A 24,413-nucleotide genomic window follows, 5' to 3' on the forward strand; every position below is an offset into this window, starting at 1 on the left:
CTTATATTGTCCGGAAACGACTATATTCAAAATATTAATCGTTCTTTTTGGCTTTCGGTATGCCGTTTGGATTAATTGGCTCGACAGGTTGGCTGTCACCTTATCCTGATACAATTAGATATTTAAAATGCGAACATCAAAAACAGGGAACTTATTGATCATTGATGACAATGAGGATTTGCTCAAAGCAGCCAAGATTTTTTTAAAGAGGCACTTTGTAAAAGTAGACACGGAGACCAACCCTGACCTGCTGCCCATCTTGCTCCATAATGAGCAATATGATGTGATCATGCTGGACATGAACTTTACCAAAGACGTCAGCAGCGGACAGGAAGGTTTTCAACATTTGGACAGAATTTTATCCATCGACCCCTCTGCGGTAGTTGTACTGATCACGGCCTATGGAGATATTAATTTGGCGGTAAAAGCCATCAAAGAAGGGGCAACGGATTTTGTCCTGAAACCTTGGGACAATGATAAACTTTTGGCCACTTTGCATGCTGCCCTGAAGCTACGTCAGTCAAAACTGGAAGTGGCGGACCTTAAAAATCAGCAACAACTGATCTACGCAGATATCGACCGCAAATTCAAGGATATTATCGGTCAGAGCCCAGCCATGCAAAAGGTTTTCGATACAATTGAAAAAGTAGCTGCCACAGATGCCAATGTTATGATTTTGGGAGAAAATGGAACTGGAAAGGAACTGATTGCCAGGGCCATTCACCGCCACTCCAAAAGGTCAAGGGAAGCCTTTGTGGGAGTGGATTTAGGCGCTATCACCCCTTCACTTTTTGAAAGTGAACTATTTGGACACAAGAAAGGAGCATTTACTGACGCACGGGAAGATCGGATTGGGCGCTTTGAGCAGGCGGATAAAGGAACCTTGTTTTTGGATGAAATCGGCAATATTCCCATGGCCTCCCAATCCAAGCTTTTGGCAGTTTTACAGAATCGGACAGTCACCAAAGTAGGCAGCAACCAACAAAAAGAAATCAATATCAGGCTTATTTCAGCGACCAATATGCCTTTGCCAGATATGATCAGGGAAAACACTTTCAGGCAGGATTTGCTTTATCGACTCAACACCATTGAAATCAACTTACCTCCCCTAAGGGATCGAACAGAGGATATTCCTTTACTTACTGACCACTTCATCGGATTTTACGCCAAAAAATACAGCAAGGATATCCGTAAAGCCAGTGATTCCTTGCTCAAACGCATGCAGAAATACCAATGGCCGGGTAACATCAGGGAGCTTCAGCACGGCATCGAAAGGGCAGTTATCATGAGCAATAAGCATGTCCTACAGCCCGAGGACCTCTTTTTTCAAAGCTCAGGAGATGTGGATAGGTCTAGCGAGACCGTCAGTTTGGATCATTTGAATATTGAAGATGTGGAGAGAATATTGATCCGAAAGGCATTGCAAAAGCATAATGGGCACATCACAAAAGCCGCCCAAGAATTGGGACTTACCAGGTCTTCACTGTATCGTAGACTCGAAAAATATGGTTTATAAGTCGGCCATAGCACATATTATCACCAGGGTTTTGTTAATCCTCCTGACTATTCTATCAGGGGCTTACCTCCTATTTAAACTAAATGTAATTTTGGGTCCGGTATTGCTTTTGGGTATTCTGATACTTCAAGTTTTTGAGCTGATTAAGTACAACCAGAGAACCAATGAAAAAATTACCCGATTTCTCGAGTCCATCCAATATGCTGATTTCACCTCTTCCTTTACCCATGACAGTCAACTGGGAGGTTCTTACAGGCAATTGAACCAAGCTTTTAACAAGGTGATGGATGAGTTTAAAAAAACCCGGGCGGAAAAAGAAGAACAAGTACTTTTTCTGCGAATCATCATCCAACATATCAATATTGGCATCATCTCTTATAGTACTACTGGAAAAATTGGTTTGGTCAACAATGCTGCCAAGCACCTTTTGCAAATTACCCAGTTTAAGGATATCCATGACCTAAAAAAAATCTCCCCTGAGTTTTTGGAGCAAATCCTTTCCCTTAAGACTGGTGAGGACCTGTCCACCAAAATCAATGGTTCACTGCATCTCAATGTACGCTGTACCGAATTGAAAATGGGTGGAAAACAATGGTTTTTACTTTCCTTTCAGGACATCAGTGCAGCCCTAAAGCAGCAGGAGTTGGACGCTTGGCAAAACCTGACCAAAGTGCTCCGCCATGAAATCATGAATTCCATCACACCTATTGCCACTTTGGTCAATTCCCTTCAAACCATTTTGGAGGAAGATGTCTATATAAAAGATGGTAAACATATCATTTTGGATGACGGTTTTGAGGATCTTCAGGAAGGCTTACAGACCATTTCCGGAAGGAGCCGAGGCTTGGTGGGTTTTGTCAATGCCTATCGGGATTATACCAGTATTCCTAAACCAGAAAAATCGCATTTCAGCGTACAAGCTCTTTTTGAAGACATCAGTACCTTACTAAAAGAAAGTTTGGAGCAAAATCATATTCAATTGATAAGCGAGATCATTCCCCAAGAGCTGTGCATCCATGCTGATCGTGAGCAAATTCTGATGATTCTGATCAACTTGGTCAAAAATGCCAGAGAAGCATTGGAAAAATCTGACAATAAAGTTGTTCAACTCAAAGCAGGTAGAACCATGTCCAACCATCCTTTTATCCAGGTGGTCGACTTCGGCCCAGGTATCCAGCCCGCCTCTTTAGAGAATATTTTTGTACCATTTTTTACTACCAAAAATCAAGGAAGCGGCATTGGACTGGCCATCTCAAGGCAGATCATGAACATGCATCGTGGAAACCTTGAAGTAAACTCTGTGCCCAATAAAGAAACTGTTTTCACTTTGCGATTTGAATCATAAGCGTTGAGGAAAATTACTATTCGATATGAATTGCTTCGGTCTTCAGACTTTTAGCTCCTGATCATATTAACAAAGTTTTAAGCTTACTGGTATCAATTCGGCTATAAGAACCTTGAATATTATGACTTAACTTCCAATTTAAAGCTTAAAGCATTTTTCAAAATAGTTCATGGGCCTTACACAAATCATAACATTTTGTTTACTTAAAGATCAGCCTAACCGAAATAAACCTTAGCAAATTAGCGGAGCAATTTTAACAAATCGGAAAAGATCAAAATGAAAACATTATCCATTTTAGAAATGCTCACACTGGCAGTACTTTTACTGGCCTGTGAGCAATCCCATACTGACCAAAAGGAACTTCAAAAAATGAATGAGCTGCAGGTTATCGGGAGTCACAACAGCTACAAAATCTGTATCGAAAAGCCGGTTTTGGACTTTATCGCCCAAAAAGATTCTATGACCGCACTATCCTTGGCATATGAACATATCCCTCTTTCAGATCAACTGGACTTAGGGCTTCGAAACCTGGAAATGGATGTTTTCCACGACCCACAAGGAGGAAGGTACCAACACCCAAAAGCCATCACCCTTCTTAATGCTACAGGCATTTCCACTCTCCCTTTTGATGAGGCCGATAAGCTTAATGAACCAGGGTTAAAGATGTTCCATGTTCAGGATATTGACTTCCGTAGTCACCATTTGCTTTTTAAAGACGGCTTAAAAGAGCTTTTAAGATGGAGCAAGCAAAACCCTGAGCACAGCCCGATTATTATTCTCATCAATGCCAAAGATGACAACTCTCCGGAGATCACCCCTGCTTTGCCCTTTACTGCCGCAGCTTTGGATAGTATCGATTTGGAAATCCGCACTGTCATGCCTGCTGAAAAGCTAATCACCCCTGATTTGGTTCGCGGAGACCATGTCTCTTTGGAGGAAGCTGTCACTACAAATGGATGGCCTGCTTTGGATGAGGTAAGAGGCCGCTTTCTCTTTGTTTTGGATGAAAAGGAAGCCAAGATCAATCGCTACCTCGAAAAGCATCCCAACCTCCAAAATGCTGCATTGTTTGTCAATGTTAAGGAAGGAAATCCAAATGCAGGTTTTAGAATCATCAATGATCCTGTTAAAAACCATGATTATATCAAAGATCTGGTAAGCAAGGGGTATATGATCAGAACCCGCGCAGATGCAGGAACCCTAGAAGCCAGGCGCAACGATTACAATCGATTTGAGCAAGCAAAAAGCTCCGGAGCCCAAGTAATTTCAACAGACTATTATGTCCCCAGCAAATTGTTTGAATCTGAATTTCAAGTCCGGTTTGAAAATGGCAGTTTTGAACGGGAAAGACCTTAAATAAAAATAAGTAAGTTGCCAAAAGTTACTTCACAATCTATATTGATTAAAACAGTAAGAGGCCTGTTAAAATCAGGCCTCTTACTGTTAAATTTTAAAATCCACTACTTCAATTCCAGCGCTTCAGTTTCTGTATTTTCCGCCCCTCTGATTTCTTGGAATTTGGCTTTCATTTCTTCCAATTTTTTCGGATTACTTGCTGCCAAGTTATTTTGCTGGCCAATATCTTCTTTCAGATTGTAAAGTTGATATTCATCAGAATTACCTATTTCGATATTTACAGATTTAATTACTGCTGGGCCATCATAAGGAGGGATCATAATCCAATCTCCTTGTCTCAAGGCTGTACGGGAAGTGGCTTCTAAGACCAATTGATCTCTTCCATCTTCAGAATTTCCCATAAATGCCTCCAATAAATCTTCACTATCCTGACCTTTTTGGTTACTTCCTACCAAGTCAGCTAATGAAGTCAATAAATCCACCTGACAAACCAATGCATCAGACACCTTAGGTTCAATTTTGCCTTTCCAATATACCATAAATGGCACTCGGGTTCCCGCTTCGAAAAGGCTGTATTTACCTCCTCTTAGTGGGCCAGCAGGTGTATGGTCTCCCAACTTTTCTACTGCATCATCATAATACCCGTCATTCAACACAGGCCCATTGTCGCTGGAGAAAACAATCAAGGTATTCTCCATCAGTCCTTCTTTTTCCAAAGTTTTCAAAAACTCTCCAACACACCAGTCTGCTTCCAGGATCACATCCCCTCTTGGTCCCATACCAGAAGTACCTTCAAATCTAGGATGTGGCGTACGCGGTACGTGAGGTTGTTGCAAAGCATAGTACAAGAAAAAAGGTTCATCTTTATGTTGCTTTACATAGTCTTGTGCCTTGGCCAAGAAATGGTCTGCCATATCTACATCGCTCCATTTAGCTGCTTCACCACCCTTCATAAAACCAATTCGCGGAACACCATTGACAATGCTATTATTATGGCCATGGTGCCATTTCATCGTCAACATTTCTGGATTATCTTTTCCGGTAGGTTCACCTTCAAAATTCTTTTGATAGCTAACTTCAATAGGATCATTGGGATCCAAATTAACTACATGCCCATTTTCGATATAAACGGTTGGAACCCGATCCTGTGTAGCGGCCAAAATATGACTGTAATCAAAACCTACTTCATTAGGGCTCGGGCTGATTTTTTCATTCCAGTTCACATTGCCACTGCCCAATCCAAGGTGCCATTTACCCACAATTCCCGTATAATAACCTTGTTCCTTCAGCATCTTAGGTAGGGTAAGTTGCTCTGTATCGATCAAAAGCGGAGCGGTTCCTGGAAGTATTTTGGCATTTTTGTTTCTCCAAGGATACATTCCGGTCAACAAAGCGTAGCGGCTTGGTGTACAGGTGGCAGATGTAGCATAGCCATTGGTAAAACGCACACCTCCATTGGCCAATTTATCCATATTGGGTGTGCTTAATTCAGTGGCGCCATAAGCACTGACATCACCATAGCCCAAATCATCCATATAGATAACGACTATATTAGGTTTTTTGTCAGTACTTGGTTCTTCTACTGTTTTAGACTCTTGCTTGCAGGCCCATGAGCTTCCTAAGATAAAAACTGCAAGTGTAAAAATTTTAAGATTTTCGATATTCATGTTTTAAATTAATTAACTGATTATAAACAGTTTAAAGAAATACTTTACCTAAAGAAAGCACTATTAGGTACCTCCTGATCACTTTGATTGGCTATGCTCCAGTTTAGTTTGACTGAAGCGGAATTTTTGCCTTTCTTATTTAAGTAATAAAACTTAATTGGGTGCAGCCCTTTTTCCAAAAATACTTTTCCTTCAGGTTGGTCTTGATTGTGGTAATTTCCATCCAATACACCAATGTCATGAATTCTCATGTAAACTTTTTGTTCAGTTTTACTGGTAGAAAATCTATATTCTCCACTTTCTGGCACTTCTATGTACCCTTCAAAAACGGCCAGATTACCTTTGTCAGACAATTCTGAATCAGAAATAGAAACCACTTTTTCACTGGCTTTTGCCTTTCCTACCACTTGTGGGATGTAATCTGTATTCACCTTGTAAGTATTTAGCAATAAGCCTGACCTTACTTTCATTACCTCCAAAGCTGGCACCAAAGCTTCATCATAAGGTCTCTTGGCCTCCGGGTTAGCTATTCTTCTCCTTAGTACCATTTGCTTAAATTCAGCTTGCATTGCGCTTTGAGAAGCTGCTATATTTTGTGCTTGCTGAGGGTCAGCGGTCACGTCATAAATTTCAAAATCATCCGCTTGATCAGCAATATTGTATCGGACACCTACCATATTGCCTTTTCTGATCATCTGCATCTGTCCCCGCTTCTTACCTTGGTGTTCTTCGGTAAATTCAGCATATCGTGGTACATTCCCATTTTGAAAATATTCCACATACACTTGGCTCTCTTTCTGTTTCCCTTTTCCTGTCAAGGAAGGTAATAAAGAAACCCCATCTGATCTCACCGGTGCTGCTGTACCTGCGGCATCCGCAAAAGTAGGCAACCAATCATAAGAAATGCTAGGTTCATCTACCACCGTATTTTCTTTGATACTTCCAGGCCAATGAACGATTGTGGCCGTACGAAGTCCTCCTTCATAAACATCTCTTTTTATTCCATCAAACTCTGCAAAATTATTGAAGAATTCAGGAGTATAATCCACATACTCCTTTGGAAGGTACGATTCCCTAGAAGGGCCATTGTCTGAGGTAAATACCACTAATGTGTTTTCATCAATGGCCAGATCCTTCAATAATTGTAACAAATCCCCTACTTGATCATCTATCCTTCTATTGACTGTAGCATATCGCTTATAAGTATCCGGCCAAGGCTTTTCTGGAGTCGCCTCATTTTTATCATCATCATAAGTAGCCGAAGCAAACTCTGGATAAATAAAGGAATCCACTTCTCCTGATGCCGTGTTGATCATGTTTCCTGGAGTTCCTGTCCATTGCATGCCACCTTTAAGGCCACCACCTGCTGGATAATCCTGAGTAGGCAATTCAAGTACAGCATGGGGTGTGTCATAAGCCAGGAACATAAAAAACGGTTGGTCACCTTTGCGCTCTTGGTGGTCAACAATGTATTTTTTAGCCTTAGCAGTAAACAAGTCTCCTGTATAACATTTATCCAAGCCTTGGACGATTTTATAATCTTCATAGACCTCCTTGGCACCTCTATACACTCCCTCTACAGGATAATGCTCATGCCCGTCTCGATGTCTGATATATCCAAAATAATGATCAAAGCCTTTTTTCAGTGGGTGCGATGGCCAATCAGGACCTTCTCCCCCACCCTGAAGCCCCCACTTACCAATTGCAACAGTTTCATAACCAACCGACTTCAGCACCTCAGCTACGGTGTAATTATCTCCCAAATACTTATCAAATTGATTGTCGCGTACATGGGCATGACCTTGGTTTACGCCCATTAAGATAGAGGCCCTGGATGGCGCACACACTGGGGCAGCAGTATAGTGATTGGTCAGCATCGCTCCTTCTGCAGCCATTCTGTCCAACTCAGGGGTTAATATCCACGGTTCGCTTCTATCCCCCTTATCCTTTCTGGCATTTTGAAAAAAAGCACCAAGATCTCCATATCCAAGATCATCCGTAAGAATAAAAATGATATTGGGTTGCTTTTGCTCCTGTGACATAGATACTTTAGGCCCAGCCAATAAAAGCATCAATGCCGCAGCAACTAGCTTATTCAGTTTAGTCATAACTATAATTTGGGTTAATGTTTGTTCTGTGCAAAACACTCTGGCAGCTGGCTATTCCCACCAAAGTTTTCTCTCCTTTTAACTGCCCAATTTATTAAAAAAAAACTGCTTTGTCACCGCTTCTGTACTAACCTATTGAAAATATTATCTTTTAAATCCTTATGTTTGATTATTTGGTAGGTATCTGGTTTGAACGGTAGTTCTTTTTTTAACGGCTGCTGAACAACCTCTTTTTACAGCCTTATCAAAGCAAATGAAAAGCTGGGGCCATATTATCCCCTTCTAATTAATTATAATTTTAAAACCTTATCCTTATCTTTGGAAGTAAATAAATTTCGCTCTTAAAAGCTTGGAATGATGGATTTCTCCCTTATGTAAAGGAAGTCATGTAATCCATCGATAAACATTTAAAAAATGAATTTAAACTTAAAATCACCAGTTGCATTTTTTGATCTTGAGGCCACGGGGATCAATATTTCTACGGATAGGATTGTAGAAATATCCATTATAAAAGTTCATCCAAACGGAAAAGAGGAAATCAGGACTGAAAAGGTAAATCCAACAATCCCAATTCCAAAAGAGGTTTCTTTGATTCATGGCATCTATGACGAAGACATCAAGGACGCTCCAACGTTTAAGGATATCGCAAAAGAAATGCATCAGTTTTTGGAAGGTGCCGATTTGGCTGGTTTTAATGTACTCAAATTTGACATCCCCCTTTTGGTAGAGGAATTTTTAAGAGCAGGAATTGACTTTGACATTGAAAAAAGAAATTTGCTGGATGCTCAGAAAATCTTCCATATGATGGAAAAAAGGAATCTGTCGGCGGCCTATAAATTTTACTGTGGCAAGACCTTAGAAAATGCCCACAGTGCAGAGGCAGACACGATCGCTACTTACGAGGTTTTCAAGGCTCAAGTGGAACGATATGAAAATGAAGAAGCCATAGACCTGCAAGGCAATAAACTTGGCATCATACAAAATGACATGAAAAAAATTCATGCCCTGATCAATGAAAAAATGGTGGATCTAGCCGGAAGGTTCATTTTCAACGATGAAGGTGTGGAATGCTTTAACTTCGGCAAGCACAAAGGCAAACCGGTTGAAAAAGTGCTGCAGGAAGAACCTAATTACTATGACTGGATGATGAAAGGAGATTTCCCTCTAGATACTAAAAGGAAATTCACCCAAATTAAATTAAGAAATTTCAATAACCGATAAAATCAAAAGGCTGCCATTGGGCAGCCTTTCCTATGTTTATTCGATAATACCTTTCTGTTCAAAATACCTCATTCGGTAACATTGCATGGCTGTTTTTCCCAAATGGTCTGACAACTGCCAATTGGCAATCGCTCCTACACCCGCACCAATTACAGGAATCAGCTGGGCCAATTTGGCCAAATCCATATAATCCCTGTACTCTATCTGAAAACTCCTCCAATCAAAAGAGTCCCCTTGATCCGGCAAAGTCGATTTGTGGCTTGACCAATTCTCCAATACTTTAATCACTTCCAGTCTTTTCTGTTGACTACAAAATGCCAGTTGGAAAACATGAAGAATAAATAAGCGCTCTTTAAAGTCTTTGACATCATGTCCATACATTGATGCAACCTCAAACAGCATTTTCATTTTAATGGCCAAAAAAGCAGGAAAATCCACAAAGCCCATTAAAATCCCCCCTGCGCCAGTCACCGCTCCTTCCACTGAAGCCGTTCGCTGATACCACTTTATTTTATGCTTTATTTTAGCTTCCCGTTTTTCAAAAGCCACTTCTCCTGGAATGGTAGTGTTGATGTAGGTGGAACCAAAAAGAACTCCTTTCACCATCTTTTCGATGGCAAAAGTAATGGCTTGATGGATTTTGTCTGGAATTATATCATTAATCTTATGCTGGATGCCTTTCGTCATCCGATTAAATATAGATGGATGCTTTTTGACTTTCCTGAGCCAAGCATTCATTTCATAAAAGGCTATTTCTTCATATAGCAACATGCGTTGATGTCTTGATGGATATCATTTGATTATGCAAATTTAGTTCCAATAAACCCTCTTATGGGTGGTTTAAACTTCCCCTTTTACCTAATTCAACGACCCGAAGATTTTTTGGTTGGCCTGCTACCAATTCAAACTTCAGCATGGTTTTTACTTGATGGAAGCCATGATTGCCAATTGCACCGGGATTCATATAAAGACAGTTTAACTCTTTGTCAAACTCTACCTTGCAGATGTGAGAATGGCCACAAATAAAAATCGTCGGCCTGATTTCCTTGATCCTCTTTTTGACTCCCGTAGCATACCTCGGAGGTTTGCCTCCAATATGGATCATCATGACCCGAGCATTTTCCACCTCAAAAACCAATTCTTCAGGAAATCTTTCCTGAATGCTGGCATCATCAATATTACCAAATACAGCCCTTACCTTTTTTCCTTTGGGCAAAACTTCCATTACTTTTTCGGAACCAATATCTCCTGCATGCCATATTTCATCCACATCCTCCAAATGAGCAAGGGTTTTATCATCTATAAAACTGTGGGAATCTGAAATCAAGCCTACTTTTACCATAATTTTTTACTGCTTTATTCAAGACAATAATATATTTTGTGTAACAAAGAAATAGAAATAAATCACCCCATAAAAGCGAAATCAACAATTAACAGAAGGCAGTTCATTTCTTAGAAGTATTTGCTATTTTTGGTTTTTTAAAAACAATAACACTTTATGGCATCAGGTTTTTTTGCAATTCTAGACGACATCGCCACACTGATGGACGATGTGGCTTCCATGACCAAAATAGCAACTAAAAAAACAGCAGGAATCTTGGGAGATGACTTGGCTGTAAATGCTGAAAAAGCCTCTGGTTTTGCTTCCTCAAGAGAAATTCCGGTTCTTTGGGCCATTACCAAAGGTTCCTTGGTCAATAAGCTCATCATCTTGCCGGTAGCATTTTTACTGAGTTCTTTTTTACCCTCAGCCATCACGATAATCCTGATCGTTGGGGGAATTTATTTGGCCTTTGAAGGAGCGGAAAAAGTTTACCACCTCTTTGTGCCCCATCATCAGTCTAAGAAAGAGGCCATCAAAGAAACCCGTACCAAAGAAGAAATCCTCGCTTTGGAAAAAGAGCGTATTAAGTCAGCCATAGTCACTGATTTTATCCTCTCCGTGGAAATTATCATCATTGCTTTGGGAGCCGTAGTGGGTGAACCGCTTATCAACCAAATTATTATTGTCACTTTTATTGCCATTTTGGCCACTGTTGGGGTCTATGGTATTGTTGCGCTGATTGTTAGAATGGACGAAGCTGGCTATAAGCTCATGGCCAGGAGCCAAAAGAAATCAGGTTTTATTTTTGGACTTGGAAAAGCATTGGTAAGTGCACTTCCTTTGGTCATCAAAGCTTTAGGATTTATCGGCACCTTGGCTTTGCTATTGGTTGCTGGAGGAATCTTCACTCACAGTATTGAATTTCTCCACCATTTCGCCCCTAGCATCCCCGCTTTCATCAAAGATTTTGTAACAGGACTTATTATAGGTTTCATTGCCTTAATGGTTTATAAGCTGATCAAAAAAATCATTGGTAAATAAAGTTGCCCGAAATTGGCCAATAAATCCTTCCCAAAAGCTCTTAGGAATGGTTTATGCTTGTACTACCATGTAAATTTTTGACTTCATTTAATATAAACTGACAACATATGAAATCGATCAATCCTTACACTGGTAAGCTTTTAAAAGAATTTCAAGAACATACAGATCAGGAAGTTGAAGAAGCTATCCAGCATGGACAACAGGCCTACCTCAAATGGAGAAATATTCCCCTCTCTGACCGCTGCGAACTGATGAAAAAGGCAGGAATGGTCCTACGAAATAATCAGGATAAGTACGCCAAAATTATCAGCCTTGAAATGGGAAAGGTCATTACTGAGTCCAAAGCTGAAGTAGAAAAATGTGCATGGGTTTGTGAATACTACGCTGAAAAGGCAGAGGAATTCCTGTCTGATGAGCCTATTGATCTTCCAGACCAGAAAAAGGCCAAGGTTGTCTATAACCCTTTGGGCGTAATTTTAGCCGTCATGCCCTGGAACTTCCCCTTTTGGCAGGTGTTCAGATTTGCGGCTCCTAATCTTACTGCGGGAAATACAGGCCTCTTAAAACACGCTTCCAATGTGCCCCAATGTGCCTTAGCCATTGAAGAAGTATTTACTGAAGCGGGTTTTCCTAAGAGTGTTTTTCAGACCTTATTGATCGGTTCTGATAAAGTAGAAAAAATCATTGACCATCCTCATGTCAAAGCCGTCACTTTAACAGGAAGTGAAAAAGCTGGACAAAAAATAGCTTCCCAAGCTGGAAAGCACATCAAAAAAACTGTATTGGAGCTTGGTGGCAGTGACCCTTTTATAGTACTCAAGGATGCTGATATTGAGGAAGCTGCCAAGGTGGCCGCCAAAGGTAGAATGATCAACTTTGGCCAAAGCTGTATTGCTGCCAAACGATTTATCATAGAAGAGCCTGTCTATGATGCCTTTATTGAAGCCTTTAAATCTCATATTGCATCCTACTCCCAAGGAGATCCTTTGGACGAAAATGCTGGATATGCCTGCATGGCCAGACCAGATTTAGCGGAAGAACTTTATAAACAAGTAAAGTCCTCCATTGAGAAAGGAGCAGAAGTTATTTTAGAAGGTATGAAGCCGGAGACAGGAAAGGCTTTCTTCAAGCCTTACATTCTTGGTAATTTAACTCCTGAAATGCCTGCCTACAAAGAGGAACTTTTTGGACCAGTTGCTTCTGTGTTTAAGGTAAAAGATGAAAACGAAGCCATTTCTTTGGCAAACGATTCTGATTTTGGGCTTGGTTCCGCCCTATGGACAAAAGACCCTGAAAAAGCGGATCGGCTTTCTAGGCAAATTGAATCTGGAGCAGTATTTATCAACTCCATAGTGGCTTCAAACCCACATTTACCATTTGGTGGGATCAAAAATTCCGGTTATGGCCGTGAGTTGGCAGAAAACGGCATCAAAGAATTCATGAACATCAAAACTGTCTACATCGGTTAAGAATGAATCTTTTCTAAATATCGGTTAATTCTTTAATGGACTTGGTAATTGAAGGATTACTTTCTATTTTTACGAGCGAAAATTTTGGCTAAAAAATGAGAATAATACAATTTAGAGAAGCATTAAGAGAGGCCATGTCCGAAGAAATGAGACGCGATAAGAACGTGTTTCTCATGGGAGAGGAAGTGGCTGAATACAATGGAGCCTACAAAGTAACCCAAGGCATGTTAGATGAATTTGGACCAGAAAGGGTTTATGACACCCCTATCTCAGAACTTGGCTTTGCCGGTTTGGGAGTTGGTGCTGGAATGAACGGTCTGAGACCGATCATTGAATTCATGACTTTCAACTTTTCTTTGGTGGCTATTGACCAAATCATCAATTCTGCAGCAAAGATGTATGCCATGTCAGGTGGTCAATACAATGTACCTGTAGTCTTTAGAGGCCCTACTGGTAATGCAGGTCAGCTGGGTGCTACCCACTCTTCTAACTTCGAAAATTGGTTTGCCAACACTCCTGGTCTTAAAGTAGTGGTTCCTAGTAATCCTTACGATGCCAAAGGACTTTTAAAAGCTGCAATCAGAGATGATGATCCAGTTATTTTTATGGAGTCTGAATTGATGTATTCTGACAAAGGAGAAGTTCCTGAGGGAGAATATTTACTTCCAATTGGAGTAGCAGACATCAAGAGAAAAGGCAGTGACGTAACCATCGTTTCTTTTGGTAAAATCATGAAAGTAGCTTTGGAAGCTGCTGAAGAATTGTCCAAAGATGGCATCGAAGCAGAAGTGATTGATTTGAGAACAGTGAGGCCAATCGATTATGCTACTGTATATGAATCTGTGAAAAAGACCAATAGATGCGTGGTAGTGGAAGAAGCAAATCCAATTTCCTCTTTGGCTACTGATATCGCATTCAATGTTCAGAAAAACATGTTCGATCATCTGGATGCTCCAGTATTAAGGGTCAATTCAATGGATATTCCTTTGAGCTACTCTCCTACATATATCGAAGCAACCCTTCCAAACGTAAAAAGAACAATTGAAGCTGTAAAGCAAGTTACTTATACTAAATAAAACGTAAGTTTTTAATATGCCTGAAGCGGCCGATGTTAGTACATCGGCCGCTTTTTTTTGATCAATTTTTCACTAAGCTTAAAAACTCTCTCTTTTACATTTTTCAATATTATTCTACACAAAAAGGTAAATAAAAAATAATACAAAAGACTAATAAAGGGTTTCAAAATCAACAAGATATAATAAATTAATAAACGAAAGTTTAAAATTTTTATTTAATTTCTTTTGGTCAATTGACCTACTAACTATATATTAGTAGAAACATCACAAAAAAATCAAAATAACCCTTCAGAAGAAGTGCCTCTCCATAATTAACAAAATATTGTGGAACAGGATGATTGTGCAACAAAACAATCACTTTATCAATGTGGCAAGACCCCTAATGCCAAGTAATCCAAACTACTGATAAGTAAACACTTCCTTCCCAAGAATTGAAACTATTTAAACAGATCAATAAACAAACGCTTATGAAAAAACTATTTACACTCATTGCGTTCTTTGTGGTCAGCATTACATTCGCACAAAATGTAACGATCACAGGGACCGTAACTGATGGAGAATCAGGTGAGCCATTACCAGGGGCAAATATTCTGGTAAAAGGACAAGCTTCAGGTACCATTACAGACATGGATGGAAAGTACTCCCTATCTGTCTCTGAGAGTGCCACTTTGGTATTCAGCTTTATTGGATATACTTCCCAAGAAGTAGCTGTGGGTAGCAAAAATGTAATAGATATTGCATTAACAGGCTCCTCTTTGGATGAGGTAATCGTGGTAGGTTATGGTACCCAAAAGAAGAAAAACTTAACGGGAGCTGTAGGCACACTATCCAGTGAGGATATTGGTAGCCAAAGTGTTACCAGTGCAGCTAATGCCCTATCAGGTCGTGTATCTGGGGTACAGCTGATCCAAGGGTCAGCTCAACCAGGTAATGATGCCCCTACCATACAAATCAGAGGTATTGGTACTGTAAGAACTTCTGTAGATGGGCAAAACAGTGATTCAGCACCTTTGGTTTTGGTAGATGGTGTGCAATCTACTCTGAATGATGTTCATCCAAATGATATCGAAAGTTTTTCCGTATTGAAAGATGCGGCATCTGCGGCTATCTACGGTGCAAGAGCAGCCAACGGTGTGATCTTGGTAACAACCAAAAGAGGTAAGTCAGGTAAACCAAAAGTATCGATCAATTCATACATTGCTTTCCAAAATGCCACCACTACACCAAGCATGCTAAGTTCTTATGACTTTGCCCGCTTGAAAAATGAGGCACAGACCAATACGGGTAGACCAGAAGTATACACAGAAGAGGAATTAGACCTATTCCTTAATGGAGGTGACACAAGATATTCAAGAACTGGTTTCTTTGATGAAGGATATCGTACAGGTGCACCATTACAAAACCACTATTTCTCTGTAACTGGTGGTACAGAATATGTCAAATACATGTTCTCTGCTGGATACCAAGATCAAGAAGGTGTGGTCATTGAAACCAACTCCAAAAGGTACAACTTCAGGTCCAATGTGGATGTAAAAGTTTCCGATATGGTAAGAACTGGCTTCAATATTTCCGGTAGTTTGACTGATAGTAATGAACCGAATTACGGAGGTCTCGGGGTGACTCAGTTTATCAGAGATATGATCAGAAAAGCACCACTTAACCCACTTCGATATGACAATGGCTATATTTCAGCGGGCAATGTAGTATTAGCGGGAAGAACTGATGGTGGCATCCATCCAATTGGCTTAGCAACAGAAGGTGGTAATGACAACACCAAATATTATAGAGCTACGCCTAACCTTTATTTTGAGTTAGAGCCAGTGAAAGACATGATTTTCCGTGCAAATGGCTCTGTGTACGTACAAGACAGAAAACAAAGCTTCTTCAGAAGCAAAATGACTGTATCCGATGGAGAAAGCATTTTCACCTCTAATGGACTAGGTGAATATAGAGAAACTGACCTACTAAGTACCACTTCTACTTTTGAATTGACAGGTAGATATACCAAAACGTTAGGTAAATCAACTATCGGTGGTATGTTGGGTTATACCAGCCAAGCCTATAGACAGGATTTTCTTTCTGCATCCAATGAAGGCTATAACAACAGTCTTTTAACAGAATTGGATGTAGCTTCCTTGAATCCAAGTGTTGCTGGTAATGCCAGTGAATGGGCTTTGGAATCATTCTTTGGTCGTGTAAACTATGACTATGAAGGTAAATATTTGGCTGAATTCAATGTACGTTACGATGGTTCTTCTAGATTTGGAGAGAACAATAGATTCGGTACTTTCCCTTCATTCTCTGTAGGGTGGAATATGGCCAAGGAAGACTTTATGTCAAGCTTAAAGGATGTTAACGAATTAAAGTTGAGAGCCAGCTGGGGACGATTAGGAAACCAGAACATTGGTAACTATCCTAGTATCGCCACCATTAACCTAGACCAACCTTACGTATTTGGGAATTCATTGGTAGGTGGAGCTGCAGCTAGGGCTTTGGCCAACCCAAATGTAAAATGGGAGACCACCCAAACTTCTGATATTGGTTTGGATGCCACCTTATTTAATTACAAACTTTCCCTTACTGCAGACTACTATGTAAGAAAGTCGCTTGATGTCTTGTTAAGCCCTCCAGTAGTAGCCACTTTGGGTAACCTATCTCCTCCTGTTCAAAACCAAGGAGAAGTAGAAAACCGAGGTTATGAATTTTCACTGAACTACTATGGAAACATAGGCAGTGAATTCCAGTACTCCGTTTCTGGAAACTGGTCTCATAATGACAACAAGGTATTGAAATTGGATAGTGAGTTTCTTTCTGCCAACAAGGTCTTGACCAAAGAGGGGTATCCTATCAACTCATTCTATGGACATGTGATTACTGGTATTTTCCAATCTGATGCAGAAGCACAAGATGCAGAAACATTTGGAGCCCAGCCAGGAGGCTCTTTAGTAAGCGCTGGTGATTATATCTATGAAGACACCAACGGTGATGGTGTAGTGGACGCTGATGACCGAGTGATCATTGGCAACCCAAATATCAGGAATACATTTGGTATGACCTTGACTGCTGATTATAAAGGCTTCAATTTCCGCGTATTGTTCCAAGGTGTATTGGGCAGGGACGTAGAAAATGGTGTTTATGGTACTGATGGATTGAGAGGCTATAGCAACCTAACTACTGCATTCTTGGACAGATGGACTCCAGAAAACACAGATACAGACATTCCAAGAGTTGCCACTGGTTACAAATATAATAACTCGCTATTTGTTGGACCTGCCATTAGCTCTGCCATTGTAGATGCTTCTTACTTGAGAATGAAACACATTGAATTGGGTTATACTATACCAGTAGAAACTATTTCTAAACTTGGCCTTTCCAATGCAAGGGTTTATGTATCAGGACAAAATCTTTTAACCTTCACCAAGTTTGTGGAAGGGTACGATCCTGAAGATGCGATGACTTTCAACAATGTCAATGACAGTTATCCGCAAGCTAAGTCCTTTACCATGGGTGTTAATCTTTCTTTCTAAATCTCAAAAGTGAAAATCATGAAAAAATATATTGCATTTATTCTGACTGCGCTTTGCTTGGGATGTGCTGATTTAGAACGTTATCCGCTTAATTCAATCGGTGCTCCCGAATTCTGGGCAACAAGTGATGATGCCACTTTAGGTATCAACGGTGTTTATAATGTCCTTGCGCATAACCATATGTACAGGGATTTTATGAGGCACTCTGACGCTTTGGCTGACAACGCCTACTCACAATATTCCTTCAACTATTACCTTGAAATCAGTGAAGGTAGAGGGTTTGACGCTTCCAGTGTTTGGCCATTGAACTTCTGGAGAAAATCTTATGAGGGTATTGTAAGGGCTAATGAAGTACTGCTTAATGTTCCTGAAATTACTATGGATGAAAATACCAAAAGCAGAATTTTAGGAGAAGCTAGCTTCTTAAGGGCTTTGTTTTACTTCCACTTGACCAATCTCTATGGAGATGTACCATTGATCCTTACTAAGCAAACTGTAGAGGAATCATTGGTTCCAAGAGATTCAAAATCAGAAGTAGTGGCTCAAATTATTACTGATCTTGATTTTGCCATCAATAACTTACCACCATCTTATGGACCTTCTGACCTTGGTAGGGCGACAAAAGGAGCTGCTACTGCTTTGAAATCAAGAGTGTACCTGTATAATAAACAGTTTAGTGAAGCAATCCAAGCTGCCAATCAAGTCAAAGCTTTAGGATATGACCTATTGCCAACAGGAAGCTATAAGGATATGTTCTTGCCAACTTTGGAAAACAATAGCACAGAATCAATTTTTGAAGTACAGTTTTTAGGTAAAACTGGTACTGGTGGAGTGGGAAGCGCTTTTAATGCAAGCTCTGGAGCCATTCCTGCATTTGGAGCTGCTCCTTATTCTCCCCTTCAAGAAATGGTCGACGTTTATGAAGAAGGTGATATCAGAAAAGACATTACTGTTCTTCAGCCAGGACAAAGCTTTGCTGGTGAAGCTTTTGATCCTATTAGAACTGAAACTGGATTTGCCTTGATCAAAGGAGTTATAGAAGATCCAACCATTACAGACGATGGTGACGCTAATTTCGTAGTGATCAGATATGCTGAAATTCTATTGAATTTGGCAGAGGCTGAAAACGAATTGAATGGTCCTACTACCATTGCCTATGATGCCGTCAACCAAATCCGAAACAGGGCTGGATTGGATGATCTTCCTACCGGCTTGACTAAGGATCAATTGAGAACTGCCATCAAAAAAGAAAGAAGGTTGGAGCTTGCTTTTGAAGGCCACTACTATTTTGACATCCTAAGATACGGAGCAGCAGACCTTCAAGCATCCATGGAAAACGTCACCAGTGTAGTGGGACATGAGAGAGTTTACGACCCTAAACTATTGATGTGGCCAGTCCCTCAAAACGAAATCAATATTGACGAGAACTTACTGCCTCAAAACACAGGCTGGTAAAACTCAATAATTCAAGATAAAAGAAAAGCACATCGGATGTCCGATGTGCTTTTTCTATTTAATTAACCCACATGATAATCTTATTGGGCTCCCATCATATTCCCTCCACCGCTATCACCTCCTTTGAGGTCTTCATTTTCGATGGACTTCTTTTTACGACGAGGTGCCACACTCATTTTTCCAATTCTATAACTAAAATTGATTTTGAAATTCATATTACGCATGATATTAGTGCTGTGCTGGGTAATGGTAGGTGAGATGATTTCACTTTTCATCTTAAATTCAGGAGTAAAGAAGTTCTCCGCACCTAGACCAACACTTCCTCTTTTTTCTGCAAACTGCTTATTGATATTCAAGCCATATATTCCAAAACCACTGTCATAACCTTGTAAATTGACTCTTCTTCCTCTCGCAAAAGTAAAGGCTTGCACTACCCAACTGTCGGTGATGTTGTAATTACCGAACATTCTTCCACTCACGACAAATCCTTCGTTGGAAGCATTGTAAAGTGGGTTGCCTACATTATTATCTATCATGGTATAGTAGGTATCTATTCCTCCATTGAACGACAGTTTATTGGATATATTGATATTGGCAAACAAGTTTAAACCTATTGACCTCTCACTACCTATATTCTCATAGGTGGTATAAATTACCCCATCATCTTGCACAGTTCTCAGAGGTTGAATAGAGCCATTGGTATTTCTAAAGAAAGATGAAATATTGATACTGGCTTCGTTTAGATAAGTACTATAGGACAATTCGTAATTGTCGGTATATTCTGGATCCAACAATGGATTACCTTGAGAAATTTGAGTTGGATTAGAACTCTGAATGTTAGGGTTGAGGAATTGTAAAGATGGTCTTTGAATTCTTCTGTTATAGGCCGCTTTGATCATGTTTCCATTCTCAAGTTTTCGGCTCAAGTTCACGCTAGGTACCAAAACACCATAATTGGGTATATCACCGTCTACTTCCCCGTTCTGAAAATCTGCATTGATTGTAGTATATTCATACCTTGCTCCTGCCTTGATGGTATAATGCTTTAAGAAACCTTGTGTGAAAGACAAATACCCTGCAGTCACGTTTTGGTCATAATCAAAAACGTTGCTGTATTGAGCATTATCACTTTCCTGATATTCACCATCAGCTCCTTCAGCAGTGAAATAAGCATAATCACTGTTTACTCTTCTAAGAATATTCTTGGCACCATACTCCAGGATTTGGTTTTCACCGTCTCCCAAGGGAGTCACATAATCCACCTGAACGGTAAACTCTTGGTTATTGCTGGCATTTTCATTCTTGATCCTAGACTCCACATCCTGAAAATCACCATCCAACAGTGCTTGTACAAAGTCATTTGTCCGGTTGTTTCGACTATAAAGGGTCATGATGCTGAACTCCTTTTGAGGCTTTTCAAAAGTCTTCGTGTAGTTCAGGCTGATGTCCACCGTATTGGAAAGGTCTTCTGTATTTACCCTTCTCATCAAAGCACTCACCAATTCATCATCCAAATAATTTTCTGTCAGTAAATTATCCTGCTTAGCTTTTCGATTGAACATTCCGAAGTTCACAGAAGCCGCTAACCAATTGTATTTATCTATTTCATAATCTGCGCCGAAATTATACCTACCCATCAACATATTGTTTCGGGTATCTGAACTTTGCGTAATATTGGAAATAGATTCGTCAGGATTGGTTACCATTTGGTTGTTCTCAAAACCTCCCTTGATATTATAGCCCGTTCTACCAAATCCGCCCAAGTTGAAGCCCCACTTTCCTTTTCTGGCACTGGCATTCAAACCAAGGTTAGAGCCTCTCATTCCCGCACTGGTGTTGATACTTAGTGAAGTTCCTTGCAGGTTGTTTTTCTTGGTTACAATATTGATCACCCCCCCAGAACCTTCTGCATCATATTTAGCAGACGGTGAAGTAATGACTTCTACAGACTTGATCTCATCGGCAGGAATCTGTTTCAATGCATCAGCAATGCTGCTAGCAGACATAGTAGAAGGTTTGTTATCAATAAGTACCACCAAATTATTGCTTCCTCTCATCGACACATTTCCATCCAAATCAACTGAAAGCATAGGCACTCTTCTCAATACATCTGTTGCATCACCACCTACTGTAGTCTTATCGTTTTCAGCATTATAAATGGTTCTATCTACCTTTTCAGTAATCAGTTCCCTTTGTCCCTGAACGGTAACTTCCTCTAAAGAAACTGATTCCTCTTCCATGGTCAATTTCCCTAAATCCAACATCTTTTGACCTTCCTTAACTGAAATTCCCGATTTGATATAAGGAGCGAAGCCCACAAAATTGATTTGTAACTTATAGGTTCCAGGAGTAAAGCCTGTAAGGTAAAATTTACCTTCACCATCAGCAGCCGCTCCCACTATTTGCTTGTCTGTGGAAGCTTCCAACAATTGAACTGTAGCGTAAGATACTGGAGTGGTAGCATCTCCTTCCACCACTGTCCCTACAATTTGGTACTTACTGGCACCTGATGAGGCGCTTTCCTGTGCAATGGCCACTTGACTATAAAGTAGCAAAAGGCTCATTGCGCTTAAAATTTTAATAAAAGATTTCATTTATCACTTATTAGGTTTGAAAGTTCAATTTTGATTTCTGCACAACCGTTTCAGAGTTGCTTGGACAAAATTCAAAACTAAAGTACCTTTTATATGAAATACTAAAAAAAGAGATAGATGGCTTGCCTTTCTTTATCGACCAATCCATGATTTCAATAGACCATTCGTTTTTAGGGCTATTGAAATCAAATCCAAAGTACCAAACACCGAATCTGTAGGCAAAAACAGTGAATTGGCCGATTATACCTTCTTGTTTTGCTAAGTTTGTTTTAAGTTTAGATTGGAAAACAAGCACATTGTATGAACAAGTCCCCATTTCTTCATAAAAACATCTCCATTCTTATCCATATCCTTGTTTGGGCGTTAATGGGTACCTTTCTGTTTTTACTGGGGCCTTTGTCATGGAAAACCACCTTACCAGAGGAGTTTTGGTGGCGACAAATTATTTTTATGCTCGCTCTGGTTTGCCTGTTTTATTTCAATAAAGATTACCTGGTTCCCAAATTGCTTTTCAATAAAAAGCTTGGCTTTTTTATTATCACCAGTGTAGGGCTTTGTCTACTAATCATGTTTGTCATTGAATACTTTGAAAACAGTATTCACCTACCTGAATTGATGCACAAGGCATTCCATCCTGATGATGACAAGCCATTTGTCCAAAAAGATGAATTCATCAATGTTTTCATTCTTTTGGTCTTGTTTCTTGGTTTGGGGATCAGCACAAGTGTGGCAGCTGTTCAAAAATGGCAAACGGATGAGGCACTCAGAAGGCAATTGGATCAACAAAGAATCAATTCTGAGCTCTCCTATCTTAAAGCTCAAATCAACCCCCATTTCTTTTTCAACACCTTGAACAACATCTATTCTTTAACTAACATAGATGTGGAAAGGGCCCGTATCGCCTTGCACAAGTTGTCAAGGATGATGCGCTACGTGCTTTATGAAACCGAAAAAGACCAAACCCTGCTCAGTAAGGAAATTGGTTTCATTAAGGACTTTATTGAGCTGATGAGGCTTCGAGTTTCTGATAAAGTACAAGTCCAGTTGGATATCCAAGAAAAGGTGGAAGATCGTGTCATCGCTCCCATGTTACTTTTACCATTTGTAGAAAATTGTTTTAAACATGGAATAAGTTCCAAACAGGAAAGTATCATCAATATTGCCATCAAAGTAGTGGAAAATACCCTGATTTTAGAAACCACCAACAAAATCATTCCTACCAATCCAAATAGTCCAGAATCACATCATAAGGGCATTGGCATGACCAATACACAAAGGCGACTATCCCTGCTTTATGCCCAAAGACATACCCTTAAGATTGATAGTGAAAATCCTGAAAAAGAATATCGTGTCATTTTAAAAATCAACCTCGCATGAAAATTAAGTGTATTGCTGTTGATGATGAACCTCTAGCTTTGGAAATGCTCTGCAGCTTTATCGAGCAAACATCATTCTTATCCTTAGAGGCAAAATTCGAAAATGCCATTGATGCGTTGGCACATATCCATCGAAATAAAGTTGACCTGATCTTCTTGGATATTCAGATGCCTGACCTTTCGGGAATGGAGTTGGCCAGGGTATTGGAAAGTAACAAATCCAGTTCGGACACAAGAATAATTTTCACCACAGCCTATAACCAATTCGCCATTGAAGGATATAAAGTAGACGCTTTGGACTATCTGCTTAAGCCTTACAGCTATGAAGAATTCTTGAAGGCCAGCACAAAAGCATACCAGTATTTTGAAAGAAAGGCTCACCCAATGCCAACTTCCACGGAGGAAAACAGCCAAAGTTATATCTTCCTCAAGGTAGAATACCAATTGGTAAAAGTTATGCTAAAAGACATTATCTATGTCGAAGGCTATAAAGACTATGTAAAGGTACACCTAGTGGGAAAATCTTCACCTCTCCTCTCACTCACCAGCCTGAAAAACATGGAGGACTTATTACCAGAACAACACTTTATGCGCATTCACAGATCCTATATCATTTCATTGGACCACATTGAATCCATCACAAGAAATACCGTCAACATGGGCAGCACAACCATTGCCGTAAGTGACAATTATAAAGATACTTTTCTCCAATTTGTCAATAAATGGATTGGCTAATGTTTACCCTATTTAATTAATTTTTGGGATTTCTTTTTTGATGAACTTATTTTAATTTAGTTGACTTTTAAATGGTTGTTTGAAACTCACAAAGGCATATATGACAGACTTGCATAAAACTTTTATGGAAATGGCCATCAACCTTTCAAGAAAAGGAATGGTATCCGGAAAAGGAGGCCCCTTTGGCTGCGTCATCGTCAAAGACGGTGTGGTCATCGGAAAAGGGAACAACCAAGTCCTGAGTACCAATGACCCCACAGCACATGCTGAAGTAGTCGCCATTAGGGAGGCCTGTAAGACCTTAAGAACCTTCCAACTGGAAGGCTGTGAAATCTATACCTCTTGTGAACCTTGCCCAATGTGCCTTGGAGCTATCTATTGGGCAAGACCCAAAAAGGTATTTTATGCCAACACTAGAAAAGAAGCCGCTGATGCAGGTTTCGATGATGATTTTATCTATCAAGAGCTCCCTATTCCTCCTGCTGATCGGAAAATCCCCATGTACCATACACCGGAATCAGATGCGCTTAAAGTCTTTGAGGAATGGAAAAACAATGAAGACAAAAAGGTGTATTGACGTAGGTTATGGTTTCATTTAAGGAT

General features: G+C 40.0%; 17 protein-coding genes. 12 read left to right on the top strand and 5 right to left on the bottom strand.

The features are described 5' to 3' along the window. The first annotated feature begins 127 nt into the window (after positions 1-127). From JL001_RS19995 to JL001_RS20005, 3 genes are all read left to right on the top strand, one after another. Positions 128-1,516 (top strand): sigma-54 dependent transcriptional regulator, encoded by a 1,389-nt coding sequence (locus JL001_RS19995; RefSeq protein WP_200979345.1) that lies wholly within the window; start codon positions 128-130, stop codon positions 1,514-1,516. Then, positions 1,506-2,861 carry a PAS domain-containing sensor histidine kinase gene (locus tag JL001_RS20000; RefSeq protein WP_200979346.1) on the top strand — a complete coding sequence of 452 codons (1,356 nt, stop codon included), beginning with the start codon at positions 1,506-1,508 and terminating at the stop codon, positions 2,859-2,861. The genes JL001_RS19995 and JL001_RS20000 overlap by 11 nt, the downstream gene beginning before the upstream one ends. 276 nt (positions 2,862-3,137) lie before the next feature. Beyond that, a complete protein-coding gene (locus tag JL001_RS20005; RefSeq protein WP_236252912.1) occupies positions 3,138-4,217 on the top strand; it encodes a phosphatidylinositol-specific phospholipase C1-like protein in 1,080 nt (359 codons plus the stop codon). 104 nt (positions 4,218-4,321) lie between these two features. Here the strand turns inward: JL001_RS20005 and JL001_RS20010 are convergent, their stop codons facing one another. After that, positions 4,322-5,884, bottom strand: coding sequence for an arylsulfatase (locus JL001_RS20010; RefSeq protein WP_200979347.1), 1,563 nt, complete (start codon positions 5,882-5,884; stop codon positions 4,322-4,324). Between the two features lie 44 nt (positions 5,885-5,928). Continuing rightward, positions 5,929-7,992, bottom strand: a complete 2,064-nt coding sequence (locus JL001_RS20015; RefSeq protein WP_200979348.1) for a sulfatase-like hydrolase/transferase — start codon at positions 7,990-7,992, stop codon at positions 5,929-5,931. A gap of 414 nt (positions 7,993-8,406) precedes the next feature. Between JL001_RS20015 and JL001_RS20020 the strand changes: the two genes are divergently transcribed. Further along, positions 8,407-9,213 (top strand): 3'-5' exonuclease, encoded by an 807-nt coding sequence (locus JL001_RS20020; RefSeq protein ID WP_200979349.1) that lies wholly within the window; start codon positions 8,407-8,409, stop codon positions 9,211-9,213. A gap of 36 nt (positions 9,214-9,249) precedes the next feature. Here the strand turns inward: JL001_RS20020 and JL001_RS20025 are convergent, their stop codons facing one another. Together JL001_RS20025 and JL001_RS20030 are read right to left on the bottom strand one after the other, a co-directional pair. Continuing rightward, positions 9,250-9,984 carry an EcsC family protein gene (locus JL001_RS20025; RefSeq protein ID WP_200979350.1) on the bottom strand — a complete coding sequence of 245 codons (735 nt, stop codon included), beginning with the start codon at positions 9,982-9,984 and terminating at the stop codon, positions 9,250-9,252. A 58-nt stretch (positions 9,985-10,042) separates the two neighbouring features. Then, positions 10,043-10,555, bottom strand: coding sequence for a metallophosphoesterase (locus tag JL001_RS20030; protein WP_200979351.1), 513 nt, complete (start codon positions 10,553-10,555; stop codon positions 10,043-10,045). Positions 10,556-10,711: 156 nt separating this feature from the next. On the opposite strand from JL001_RS20030, the gene JL001_RS20035 reads away from it, so the two are divergent. From JL001_RS20035 to JL001_RS20055, 5 genes are all read left to right on the top strand, one after another. After that, positions 10,712-11,578 (top strand): DUF808 domain-containing protein, encoded by an 867-nt coding sequence (locus tag JL001_RS20035; protein ID WP_200979352.1) that lies wholly within the window; start codon positions 10,712-10,714, stop codon positions 11,576-11,578. Positions 11,579-11,685: 107 nt separating this feature from the next. Continuing rightward, a complete protein-coding gene (locus tag JL001_RS20040) occupies positions 11,686-13,047 on the top strand; it encodes an NAD-dependent succinate-semialdehyde dehydrogenase (RefSeq protein WP_200979354.1) in 1,362 nt (453 codons plus the stop codon). A gap of 95 nt (positions 13,048-13,142) precedes the next feature. Then, positions 13,143-14,123 (top strand): pyruvate dehydrogenase complex E1 component subunit beta, encoded by a 981-nt coding sequence (locus tag JL001_RS20045; RefSeq protein ID WP_200979356.1) that lies wholly within the window; start codon positions 13,143-13,145, stop codon positions 14,121-14,123. A gap of 467 nt (positions 14,124-14,590) precedes the next feature. Then, positions 14,591-17,650, top strand: coding sequence for a TonB-dependent receptor (locus JL001_RS20050; protein ID WP_200979357.1), 3,060 nt, complete (start codon positions 14,591-14,593; stop codon positions 17,648-17,650). Between the two features lie 18 nt (positions 17,651-17,668). Then, positions 17,669-19,105, top strand: coding sequence for a RagB/SusD family nutrient uptake outer membrane protein (locus tag JL001_RS20055; protein WP_200979358.1), 1,437 nt, complete (start codon positions 17,669-17,671; stop codon positions 19,103-19,105). Between the two features lie 80 nt (positions 19,106-19,185). On the opposite strand, the gene JL001_RS20060 is transcribed toward JL001_RS20055, so the two are convergent. After that, complete coding sequence (locus JL001_RS20060; RefSeq protein WP_200979359.1) at positions 19,186-21,699, bottom strand: TonB-dependent receptor domain-containing protein; 2,514 nt, start codon at positions 21,697-21,699, stop codon at positions 19,186-19,188. 300 nt (positions 21,700-21,999) lie between these two features. Here JL001_RS20060 and JL001_RS20065 point away from each other — a divergent pair, with 300 nt between their 5' ends. The 3 genes from JL001_RS20065 to JL001_RS20075 all read left to right on the top strand — a co-directional run bounded on the left by JL001_RS20065 (position 22,000) and on the right by JL001_RS20075 (position 24,387). Beyond that, positions 22,000-23,076, top strand: a complete 1,077-nt coding sequence (locus JL001_RS20065) for a sensor histidine kinase (RefSeq protein WP_200979360.1) — start codon at positions 22,000-22,002, stop codon at positions 23,074-23,076. Then, positions 23,073-23,810, top strand: coding sequence for a LytTR family DNA-binding domain-containing protein (locus JL001_RS20070; RefSeq protein WP_200979361.1), 738 nt, complete (start codon positions 23,073-23,075; stop codon positions 23,808-23,810). Before JL001_RS20065 ends, JL001_RS20070 begins: the two co-directional genes overlap by 4 nt. A 100-nt stretch (positions 23,811-23,910) precedes the next feature. After that, complete coding sequence (locus JL001_RS20075) at positions 23,911-24,387, top strand: nucleoside deaminase (RefSeq protein WP_200979362.1); 477 nt, start codon at positions 23,911-23,913, stop codon at positions 24,385-24,387. Positions 24,388-24,413: the final 26 nt, after the last annotated feature.

The sequence above is a fragment of the Echinicola sp. 20G genome (genome assembly GCF_015533855.1).
Taxonomy (GTDB): Bacteria; Bacteroidota; Bacteroidia; order Cytophagales; family Cyclobacteriaceae; genus Echinicola.

Bases quoted from the DNA above. Each gene is read 5' to 3' on its own strand.
- JL001_RS19995 (WP_200979345.1), top strand. From the start codon at position 128: ATGCGAACATCAAAAACAGGGAACTTATTGATCATTGATGACAATGAG.
- JL001_RS20000 (WP_200979346.1), top strand. From the start codon at position 1,506: ATGGTTTATAAGTCGGCCATAGCACATATTATCACCAGGGTTTTGTTA.
- JL001_RS20005 (WP_236252912.1), top strand. From the start codon at position 3,138: ATGAAAACATTATCCATTTTAGAAATGCTCACACTGGCAGTACTTTTA.
- JL001_RS20010 (WP_200979347.1), bottom strand. From the start codon at position 5,884: ATGAATATCGAAAATCTTAAAATTTTTACACTTGCAGTTTTTATCTTA.
- JL001_RS20015 (WP_200979348.1), bottom strand. From the start codon at position 7,992: ATGACTAAACTGAATAAGCTAGTTGCTGCGGCATTGATGCTTTTATTG.
- JL001_RS20020 (WP_200979349.1), top strand. From the start codon at position 8,407: ATGAATTTAAACTTAAAATCACCAGTTGCATTTTTTGATCTTGAGGCC.
- JL001_RS20025 (WP_200979350.1), bottom strand. From the start codon at position 9,984: ATGTTGCTATATGAAGAAATAGCCTTTTATGAAATGAATGCTTGGCTC.
- JL001_RS20030 (WP_200979351.1), bottom strand. From the start codon at position 10,555: ATGGTAAAAGTAGGCTTGATTTCAGATTCCCACAGTTTTATAGATGAT.
- JL001_RS20035 (WP_200979352.1), top strand. From the start codon at position 10,712: ATGGCATCAGGTTTTTTTGCAATTCTAGACGACATCGCCACACTGATG.
- JL001_RS20040 (WP_200979354.1), top strand. From the start codon at position 11,686: ATGAAATCGATCAATCCTTACACTGGTAAGCTTTTAAAAGAATTTCAA.
- JL001_RS20045 (WP_200979356.1), top strand. From the start codon at position 13,143: ATGAGAATAATACAATTTAGAGAAGCATTAAGAGAGGCCATGTCCGAA.
- JL001_RS20050 (WP_200979357.1), top strand. From the start codon at position 14,591: ATGAAAAAACTATTTACACTCATTGCGTTCTTTGTGGTCAGCATTACA.
- JL001_RS20055 (WP_200979358.1), top strand. From the start codon at position 17,669: ATGAAAAAATATATTGCATTTATTCTGACTGCGCTTTGCTTGGGATGT.
- JL001_RS20060 (WP_200979359.1), bottom strand. From the start codon at position 21,699: ATGAAATCTTTTATTAAAATTTTAAGCGCAATGAGCCTTTTGCTACTT.
- JL001_RS20065 (WP_200979360.1), top strand. From the start codon at position 22,000: ATGAACAAGTCCCCATTTCTTCATAAAAACATCTCCATTCTTATCCAT.
- JL001_RS20070 (WP_200979361.1), top strand. From the start codon at position 23,073: ATGAAAATTAAGTGTATTGCTGTTGATGATGAACCTCTAGCTTTGGAA.
- JL001_RS20075 (WP_200979362.1), top strand. From the start codon at position 23,911: ATGACAGACTTGCATAAAACTTTTATGGAAATGGCCATCAACCTTTCA.